The following is an 8,021-nucleotide window of genomic DNA, read 5'->3' on the forward strand; positions in this document are numbered from 1 at the left end:
AATTAGTCTTTATGAGAAATCGATATACAAGGGCTCAAAATGCTGGAAGTTTTTCTTATATTTACCTGCCTAGGAAGAAGTCTTTTAAAGAGGCATTCATAAAGACTGGAATAAATTATTCATTACAAATTAAACGCTTAGATGACAGAATCAATAACTGCATTCGTATTATTAAGGATTTAGAACTAATCCAAGAAGACTCCTCATCAATTATAAAAAATATTTTCCAACATTTTGACCACTGGAAGTACGAAATCCAAGATGATACCAATCAATCACTTTATGACACAGTTAATAAATACTACAAGTCGAGTAAGAAGAAAAAATAGTGTTATTTAGAATAAGCTCTTTTTGATTTTGAAAGAGGCTAAAGCTCTAATCAAAAATCTTTCGGCGCACGCACAATGACGCCCTATTTCTCAAAAGATAAAGTATTCCTATGTTGTACAGCATGTTCTTAATTGTTTAAAAACGAGGAATAATTTATGGCTCAGGCTACCGATCCCTTCAAGATGATCAAGCGCACCGACCTAGAAGAGCTTACCGGCTTATCTAGATCAACTATCTACGATCGTATTAATCCTAAATCCTGTCGTTATGACCCTACCTTTCCCAAACCCGTGAAGTTTGGTCATTTAAGCCGATGGAGATTAAGTGAAGTTCGGTTATGGATTCAGTCCAGAATTGAAGCACGTAATCAGCAACAAATGACGGCGTAAGTGTGTATATCCCACTGATCCACACATTCACGTAAATACGATATGAATTTGTGCAAAGCTTATTTATTTGCTATGGGTTTGAATAAAGGTATTAAAATCATTTAATTAAATACATATTAAATAACTCATATATTTAATATTTAATAGCTAATATTTAATTAAACAGAATATTGATTATATGTATTGGGTATCTAGTGAAACTAACTGTATTGGATATATCTCACTTAACTCAGATGTATTCATTGTGACTCTGACTGCTTAGAGCAAGTCAGATCACAAATGAAGTTCAGTTTTTAATTTAGACAACCAAATATCTTTAATCATCTTGTCCTTTCTAATCCAATTAGACCTAGGCACTGTTTCACTCAGTGTCTACAGACAGCTATTGCCCAAATTTCTTGATCACTCATTTTTCGAGAAATATATGAATAAGTCCCAGTTACTCCATTCAGCAGGTACATTCACACTTGAGGAACAACTTGCCCTTCTTCGATCAGATCTAGGTTCAACAGATATTACAGCACCTGATGGATCATCACGGAAGTTTCTACATGCGATAGATCCTGAAGTGGAAATATGTGTGAATATCGTCTCTGCAATCGATAAATGTAAGAAAATCAAACTACCTATAGCTAAGCTCAAGAAGGAGAAAATCCTTTCTTCAGTAAAGCGTTATTGGGTTCACTTTCCACCTACATGGAAATCACTTGAGGAAAAATTGCGTTCAGCATTTCACCATGAATTCTCTAAGAATTATTTTTACAGTGAAGAAGTAAAAGCCTGGATGCATATTCAATCTCAGTTTACCCCTGAAGAACTAGCTATACTTGCTCGTCTTCTCCCGATAAATAACAGAAGCGAAGTGAGCGCACAAAAATATGTTGAGTTATTTAATCAGTTCACTGGACAACTGAAGGAATATGTTCTTAGCGCTGAATACAAGAAAAAAATTCGAGATAGAGATGCAACAAAGAATGCGAATAAAAACGCCTGTATTGAGCTGTTTAACCATCTAATCGCTAAGTTTGCTCGGGTTCTGGTGGTAAGAGTAGATTTTTCATTGAAGCGAGATATCCATACTCTCCTTAAACATGCTTCAACCATGGAATTTCCATATTCACGTAATGATCTTGTTTATATCAAAAAGTGTATGAGGAAGTTCAAGAATAACTGGCGTAGCAACAAACTCTTAAATGATATACAGGGCTATATCTTTCAATATGAATACTCTCATGCTACTGGATTTCATATTCACGCTTATTTTTTCTTTGATGGTGATAAACATTGGGAAGATATCACTATTGCTAAATATATCTCTGATTACTGGAAAACCATTACTAAGAATCAAGGAAGTACTTTTATCTGCAACATGGATAAGGAGAACTACAAATACTGTGCAATTGGCATGATTCATTATGCCAATAAAGAAAAACAAGCCTTCTTATTTCAAACCTTTGAATACATCTGTAAGGCTGATCAATTTTTTATTTTCTCTGAGTTGAAAAATAGTAAACGATTTCAACGGAGTGAATTACCTGAGCCCAAAGCCAGTTCAGGCCGTAGGCGTCAAGACCCACCAACAGAATCAAATTAACTCACTCAGGGAATCTATAATATGAACTTAATCAGCACTATGCAAAAGGTAGAAGGTCTCAACTATCTCAATCTTGTGACCAAGGCCTATTCTCCCCAGTTATACACACAACCGTATTCCGTACCTTTATATGCCTATATAGACCTTATTGAGCAGATAAAAAAAAGGAAAAGTTTTAGGATATTTACCAATAATCCAACAGCCTATCCTCACCCTTCCGTTCCCAATTTATATGTGACTAATTTAGGACACTTAGTACTCCAGGTCGTTAAAGATAATGTCATAAACCCATACACAAATGGAGTTTTTCAAAATGCCTTAATTCACCCTGAAATTAATTTATTAAGTCAGTTAATGTCTAAACATGACATTAATAATATTTTTTTAGGTGAATACCAATATCTAGAACATATCTGCGAAACCTGTTTTGCAGACTTTAAGGTACATATTCAAACACGTGCATTTATAACCGAAAATCGACGTTGGAGTTATAAATATTCGTGTGGTGTGGGTTCTTACAATCGCTTTCTAGAATTCATTTTAGGGGAAACAGAACGATTTGAAGTACATTCAATAGTGGTACAACGCAAATTACGAGATGGGCGTGAATCTGCGTTTGGAGATTTAGACTTTAGAGATATGTCAGCGTATGAAATCGCACAGGAAAAAAGTAATCAAATTATCCAAATTGTTTGGCGTAACCGTCGTAAAAATGGTGTATTAGGGATATTGTCTAGGGAAGAAGTCGATATAGACCAGACGTGTACGATCAGACTTCTATTCTTTGTTCGGAAAAAGTTTTCTGATTTAGTTCCGTTTAAAGATACCCCTCTTTACAATGCCGTTGAACCCTTCTTTAAAGACTTAAATCTTGATCGTGTAGCATTAGGAGAGGTTTACACAATGAACTCAGGTATTGCTCCCCTTTATCAGGACAAGAGCAGAATTACTATGATATTAATCAAGTGCATGTGGGTAATAGATTAAATATATTAAAAACTCAACTCACAGTTCCCGATTACTGGTTTAGGATTCGAAATCAAGAGTCGAGTATTAAGATTGAGCGAGGGCAAGCTCATTATGATCGTTAAATAAAAAATTTTGTGTAGAGCAGCATGATTCCCTTCATGCTGCTCTTATATGTGACTCAATAATACCAAACTTCAGCATTCCAAATAACACATCTGGTTCTTTGATTGAAAGGCAAAACATTACCCTCTAAATCAAAAATTCTCATAATTTCATTGTTTGTGTCACGTTGACAATGCAAGACAATTTCCTTGCCTTCATTTTGCATTAAATGCACGACAGCTTTTTTCATATGACTAACCTCCTTTAATTAGGATTCTAATCAACCTCACTATAATTAAAAGATAAGTACGTCATCACATGACGCTATATTAGCTTTAAAGAATCCAAACGATTAAGAAAGCTGCAATTCATGTGCTTGTATATAGGTTTTGAAAATTAATAAATGAAGTTAGAAAATGCTTAAAGGAATCTAAACGTCAATCCAAAGCCATCTGAACTATTCTTATTTTAACTATTCCAATCCAAGTTTTAATGTGGGGTAGGATGAGGGGTAAAATAACAGACAAAAAATAAGCCCTTGCAAAAACAAGGGCTTATTAAGAATTTTGGCGGAAGCGGTGAGATTCGAACTCACGGAGGACTCACACCCTCGTCGGTTTTCAAGACCGGTGCATTAAACCGCTCTGCCACGCTTCCAACGAGCGCTATAATATAAACAAAAACACAAGTTGGCAAATCTTTTATTTAATTTTTAATTCAACCGCTCAAAATAAACACAAATCTATTTAATTTTCGGGGTTTTCTGTCTTTTCATAGCGAATTGTATTGATATACCACAGTTTTTTTCCTGATGGCGTGTGTACTTCAATCTCATCTTCGACTTCTTTACCGAGCAATGCGCGAGCCATTGGCGACTCAATTGAGATATGTTGCGGATGATGATCATAAATTTCATCGATTCCTACAATACGTAAAGTTTTTTGCTCACCTTCTTCATTTTCAATTTCAACCCAAGCGCCAAAGTAAACCTTGCCGTCTTGCTCAGGTGAGTAGTCAACAATTTTTAATTCTTCTAAGCGTTTTCCTAAATAACGTACACGGCGATCAATTTTTCTAAGGAGCTGCTTATTGTATTGATAATCCGCGTTTTCACTGCGGTCACCCAAGCTTGCAGCCCAGTTTACTTTTTTGGTGATTTCAGGTCGTTCTTCATGCCAAAGTTGTTTTAATTCAGCAACTAATTTGTCATGTCCTGACCGAGTGATTAAGTTAGATTTCATGATAAAAAACCACTGTTCAACAACATATCGCTTACAAGATGTAGCATTTTATACCCTATTTTCTCACATCAGAAGTGTATAAATTTTCTTCCTTAAGAAATTCATGTGTTTATGATGATATATCGAAGTTTTAATTGTACAAAATTTGACATTACTTTTTTTCAATATTATGATGCGCGCAGTTTAAATGTTGAGCATTTTTTAACCCACTCGAAAACTATGTAGATTTTCTACACAGTTTGTTTTTTTCATTTCATGTCATTTTGAATGACGTCATGACTGCCCACCCCTTATTGAATTTATCAACTTTTAGAAGTTATGGCAGCTTTTTGTCTGACTTTTAGGGCATAAATTATCTGTAGCGGAGACAACATGCACAGTAATTCAAGTTCTGGGTCGAGGCTTTGCCTTAACTCTTTATTTTCTTCTCTCCCGTTAAAAGCGCTTGCACTCAGTACTATGCTTATTCCATTTCATAGTCTTAATGCAGGTAAAACCCTACAGTACAATACTGTAGTTAACACAAACACTCTAACTGTTGTTGCGGTAGAAAGCCCGACAACCGTTTTCAAAGAAGATCAGTTTTTACATGGTTTTGGTTATGACCTAGCGCGTAACTATGCACAGAACCTAAATGTAAAGCTGGACTTTAAAATCGTGGCAGACAATGCCACTGCACTTAGATGGGTTCAGCAAGGTAAAGCAAACTTTGCGATGACTACAGCAGGTTTAAGCACAATCGAAAACAAAGGTTTGATGTCATTTTCTGCAAGTTGTGGTGACACAACAAATTTGCAAAAAAATGGCTTAAACCCAGAGTTAAGTTGGGTATTTAAACAGGCTGATGACCCACTCACCCAGACTGCCAGCGGCTTTGTATGCCAAAGTAAGCAAAATGGTGTGACTCAGCAGCTTGCTTCTTTTTATAACCGCAATGTGGTGAAACCAGAAGCATGGTCAACCATTCAACGTGACTTAAGCACACGTTTACCGATCTACAAAGCGAGCTTTAAGCAAAGTGCAGCGAAGTATGATCTAGATTGGCATTTACTTGCCGCAATTGGTTACCAAGAATCATATTTAAAGCCTGAATCTGTTTCTCCCACAGGTGTCCGCGGCTTAATGATGCTAACCAATAGCACTGCTCGAGCAATGGGTGTGAACAATCGTAGTGATCCAACTCAGAGCATTCAAGGTGGTGCGAAGTATTACGATTTAATGTTAAGTGAGTTTGATAATATTCCATTCCCTGATCGGAATTGGTACGCGCTTGTAGCCTACAACATGGGACCGGGTGCGGTAAGTCAAATTCAGAAGCGCTTGCGAGCTCAAGGGAAAGACCCAAATCAGTGGGTTAATCTCTACGATTATTTGCAAAGCAATAAAATGCGAAATGGTCGATATAAGCAAGCGGTTCAATATGTAACTCGTATTCGTGCTTATCTTGAACATATTAAAACAGCGCAAACACGAATCAATATCTAATTTTTATTGTTTAAAAGTTGATAAATTCATTGTTTGTACAAATAAAAAGCTTACCTCTTTGGGTAAGCTTTTTATATGAATTCTTTTAAGTTTAAGCAGTATGCTCTAATACTTTCTTAAACAAATCTTTTTGTTCTTGGCTTGGCTTAGCTGTTTGTAGAGCCATCAATTGAGACATATCGCCTTGAACTTTAATTTTACCAGTCATGAATGCCTGCATAGCAGCGGCCATATCAAACTCTAAGAATACTTTACGTAAAGTTTCAGCATCCATATTTAAAGTTGTTTTGGCATTTGAAGACAAACCTTTTTGGATTTTACCCCCATCTAAAGCTAACTCGGTATTTCCAGCAGCATCTGTAACTACTAAATTAATTGCCAAATTCGCAAGAGCGGGTGGCAAATTAAGATCACCTGCTTCAGCAGTTAATTTTTCGACAGTCGCAAACCAATCTTCAGTTAAAAATGCAGGCATGATTCTTCCTCAAATTTATTTGTTCAATTTCTCTAGTCGCCTATCCAGACAACATCATGTGAAGCAATTCTGCTTGTGGGTTGTTATAGCATGTAATTTTAATTTTGGGCTATGACTTTTTGTACGGAACATTCATTTTTTAGTATTTTGATACATTAAAGGCACTTGTTTATAAAGTGCCTTTAACATTCTCTAGTTTAACGCTTATTCAGCAGCGAAGCTTAAGTTCACGACATCTAAGCGTTTCTTAAGCTCTTCTGGATCTTTAATATCCAACTCACGCTGAGAGTCTAGAGCTTCAAAATCGAATAGCTCACGATCCGCTAATTGAGATGGAGATACGTTCTGCAACGCACCGAAAATGCTGTGTAAGCGTTTCGGATATTGTTTATCCCATTCACGTAGCATTTCATTAAGCATGGCACGCTGTAGGTTTTCCTGCGAACCACAAAGGTTACATGGAATGATTGGGAACTGACGCAACTCTGCATATTTGATGATGTCTTTTTCTTCAACATATGCCAAAGGACGAATCAAAATGTTCTTTTTATCTGACGATAAAAGCTTCGGAGGCATCGCCTTTAAGCTTCCGCCATGAAATAGGTTTAAGAAGAACGTTGCGATGATGTCATCACGGTGGTGACCGAGAGCAACTTTAGTTGCACCAATCTCTTGTGCAAAGCCATATAAAGAACCACGGCGTAAACGTGAACATACTGCGCAGTAGGTTTTACCTTCCGGCGTTAAACGTTTAGTAATGGTATAGGTGTCTTTTTCTAAAATGTAATATGGAATGTTGTTCTCTTCCATATAACGAGGCAAAACATCTTCAGGAAAACCCGGTTGTTTTTGGTCAAGGTTAACCGCAACCACATCAAAATTAATTGGTGCAATACGCTTAAACTGCAACAAAATATCGAGCAAGGTATAACTGTCTTTACCACCAGACACACACACCATGACCTTATCGCCATCTTCAATCATATTGAAGTCACGAATAGCATGCCCAACTTGACGGCGAAGCTTCTTGAGCAAACGGTAATAGGCCGAGCTTGTTGGAAGTTCAGGCTTAAAATTAAATCCCTGATTGGACTCAACTGGCGCGTACATAGACGAGGTATACCCATAAATAAAAATACCGCGCAATTTTATATGATTCAGAAGAGAATCGCATCAAAAGAATAGTTTCAATTCTTGAAGTCGTCACATTGCTCATGCATGATGCAAAAGACATGCTCTAATTTTGACTGAAGCGTTCAAATTTTGTGCAAAATGCTTACTTTTTGGACTTTTCCACAGTTTTCCACAAAACCTGTGGATAAAATTGTGGATTTCTTCGTACTTGACAAACTGTTTTGACCTTCTGTTAAGGGTTTTATTTAAATTGATCATTTTTTAACCAATGTTTTTTACCTTTAATAATCAACATGTTATGC

The 8,021-nt window shown here is 36.5% G+C and carries 8 protein-coding genes, 1 tRNA gene and 1 pseudogene; 5 read left to right on the plus strand and 5 right to left on the minus strand.

The annotated features are described in order from the left end of the window. The 4 genes and pseudogenes from HUN22_RS18010 to HUN22_RS13760 form a co-directional block, all read left to right on the plus strand. Positions 1–329, plus strand: a pseudogene (locus HUN22_RS18010) (hypothetical protein); the annotation flags it as partial. Positions 330–485: 156 nt separating this feature from the next. Beyond that, positions 486–719 (plus strand): helix-turn-helix transcriptional regulator, encoded by a 234-nt coding sequence (locus tag HUN22_RS13750; RefSeq protein ID WP_025468204.1) that lies wholly within the window; start codon positions 486–488, stop codon positions 717–719. Positions 720–1,143: 424 nt separating this feature from the next. Beyond that, a complete protein-coding gene (locus HUN22_RS13755) occupies positions 1,144–2,313 on the plus strand; it encodes a YagK/YfjJ domain-containing protein (RefSeq protein WP_174730411.1) in 1,170 nt (389 codons plus the stop codon). A 21-nt stretch (positions 2,314–2,334) separates the two neighbouring features. Then, positions 2,335–3,300: a hypothetical protein gene (locus HUN22_RS13760; protein WP_254617543.1), complete on the plus strand. Its 966-nt coding sequence runs from the start codon at positions 2,335–2,337 to the stop codon at positions 3,298–3,300. A gap of 160 nt (positions 3,301–3,460) precedes the next feature. Here the strand turns inward: HUN22_RS13760 and HUN22_RS13765 are convergent, their stop codons facing one another. From HUN22_RS13765 to greB, 3 genes are all read right to left on the minus strand, one after another. Next, positions 3,461–3,634 carry a hypothetical protein gene (locus HUN22_RS13765; RefSeq protein WP_174730414.1) on the minus strand — a complete coding sequence of 58 codons (174 nt, stop codon included), beginning with the start codon at positions 3,632–3,634 and terminating at the stop codon, positions 3,461–3,463. Between the two features lie 317 nt (positions 3,635–3,951). Beyond that, positions 3,952–4,041: transfer RNA gene (locus HUN22_RS13770), tRNA-Ser, on the minus strand. A gap of 89 nt (positions 4,042–4,130) precedes the next feature. Further along, entirely contained in the window at positions 4,131–4,625 is a 495-nt protein-coding gene (greB, locus tag HUN22_RS13775; RefSeq protein ID WP_174730417.1) for a transcription elongation factor GreB, read from the minus strand. Positions 4,626–4,997: 372 nt separating this feature from the next. Between greB and HUN22_RS13780 the strand changes: the two genes are divergently transcribed. After that, entirely contained in the window at positions 4,998–6,110 is a 1,113-nt protein-coding gene (locus tag HUN22_RS13780) for a transglycosylase SLT domain-containing protein (RefSeq protein WP_174730420.1), read from the plus strand. 91 nt (positions 6,111–6,201) lie between these two features. Here the strand turns inward: HUN22_RS13780 and HUN22_RS13785 are convergent, their stop codons facing one another. Both HUN22_RS13785 and ttcA read right to left on the minus strand, forming a co-directional pair. Then, positions 6,202–6,585, minus strand: a complete 384-nt coding sequence (locus HUN22_RS13785) for an SCP2 sterol-binding domain-containing protein (protein WP_016140203.1) — start codon at positions 6,583–6,585, stop codon at positions 6,202–6,204. A gap of 204 nt (positions 6,586–6,789) precedes the next feature. Then, the gene (gene ttcA / locus HUN22_RS13790; RefSeq protein WP_016146199.1) at positions 6,790–7,695 is read right to left on the minus strand and encodes a tRNA 2-thiocytidine(32) synthetase TtcA; all 906 of its coding nucleotides are present in this window, start codon (positions 7,693–7,695) and stop codon (positions 6,790–6,792) included. Positions 7,696–8,021: the final 326 nt, after the last annotated feature.

This window comes from Acinetobacter lactucae, assembly GCF_013344765.1.
Classification (GTDB): domain Bacteria; phylum Pseudomonadota; class Gammaproteobacteria; order Pseudomonadales; family Moraxellaceae; genus Acinetobacter; species Acinetobacter lactucae_A.